The sequence below is a fragment of the Segatella sinensis genome, assembly GCF_040095255.1.
GTDB lineage: Bacteria > Bacteroidota > Bacteroidia > Bacteroidales > Bacteroidaceae > Prevotella > Prevotella sinensis.
Window position 1 is genome coordinate 1 of sequence record NZ_JBBNGE010000125.1, and the last position, 1,110, is coordinate 1,110.

Sequence of the window (1,110 nt, forward strand, 5' to 3'; positions counted from 1 at the left end):
TAAGTAAGTGATCTAAATTATTTTTATATATAAGTACTAACATGGCTCATTTTTCGTTTTATAGAAAAAGTAGAATTATGAAACCAATAAAAGTACTTGAATTATCAGAGGTTGATCGCCTCAAATTAGAGAAAGGCTATCATAATGGCCCTACTCATAGTTTTCGTATCAGATGCAAATCCATATTGCTGAAGTCAGAAGGTAAATCAGCTCCCCAAATAGCAGAAATGCTTGAGGTAACAGTACCTACTGTCTACACATGGGTAAAACGTTATGAAGAAAATGGCATCAAAGGCTTGGAGACACGTCCTGGTCAGGGGCGAAAGCCTATTATGGATTGTTCTGATGAAGAAGCAGTCCGCAAGGCAATTGAGGAAGACCGTCAGAGTGTGTCCAAAGCACGTGAAGCATGGCAGAATGCGACTGGTAAAGAAGCCAGTGACATTACCTTCAAACGTTTTTTAGAAACATTGGTGCAAGATATAAGCGTATAAGAAAACGCCCAAGGGGCAAACCCTCACCGCAGCTCTACGCATACAAGAAAGAGAAGTTGCAAGAACTTGAAGAACTTGATTCCAAAGGAGAACTTATGCTATATTATGCCGACGAAAGCCATGTTTGTACAAATGGTTATGTTCCATATGGCTGGCAATTCAAGAATGAGGATATTTACATCCCATCCGAGAAGGCAGCCCGGCTTAATATCTTTGGCATGATTACCAAAAGGAACCAATATAAAGGTTTTACCACACAAGAGTCCATCAACGCAGACAAGATTGTGGACTATCTTGACAGATTCTCTTTCAATGTTACGAAGAAGACTGTAATTGTCTTGGACAATGCTTCTGTTCATAGAAATCGGAAAGTTAAAGAACTGAGGAAAATTTGGGAGAAAAGAGGATTGTTCCTCTTCTATCTTCCACCTTATTCTCCAGAACTTAATCCTGCCGAGATTCTTTGGCGTATACTTAAGGGCAAATGGATAAGACCGATAGATTACGAGACTACGGACTCGCTTTTCTATTGTACGAACATGGCCTTGGCGTCTGTGGGTACGAACTTATTCGTGAATTATTCATATTTATAAAATTAATTTTGAACAGTTACTTA

General features: G+C 39.1%; 2 protein-coding genes. Both read left to right on the forward strand.

Annotated features, from left to right (window positions below):
• Nucleotides 1-77 precede the first annotated feature (77 nt).
• Nucleotides 78-494 (forward strand): helix-turn-helix domain-containing protein, encoded by a 417-nt coding sequence (locus AAAT87_RS15385; RefSeq protein ID WP_117938168.1) that lies wholly within the window; start codon nt 78-80, stop codon nt 492-494.
• Entirely contained in the window at nt 491-1,087 is a 597-nt protein-coding gene (locus AAAT87_RS15390) for an IS630 family transposase (RefSeq protein WP_302495003.1), read from the forward strand. Before AAAT87_RS15385 ends, AAAT87_RS15390 begins: the two co-directional genes overlap by 4 nt.
• Nucleotides 1,088-1,110 lie beyond the last annotated feature (23 nt).

What these genes read in the sequence shown, in the direction of transcription:
- AAAT87_RS15385 (WP_117938168.1), top strand. Translation starts at nt 78, where the DNA reads ATGAAACCAATAAAAGTACTTGAATTATCAGAGGTTGATCGCCTCAAA.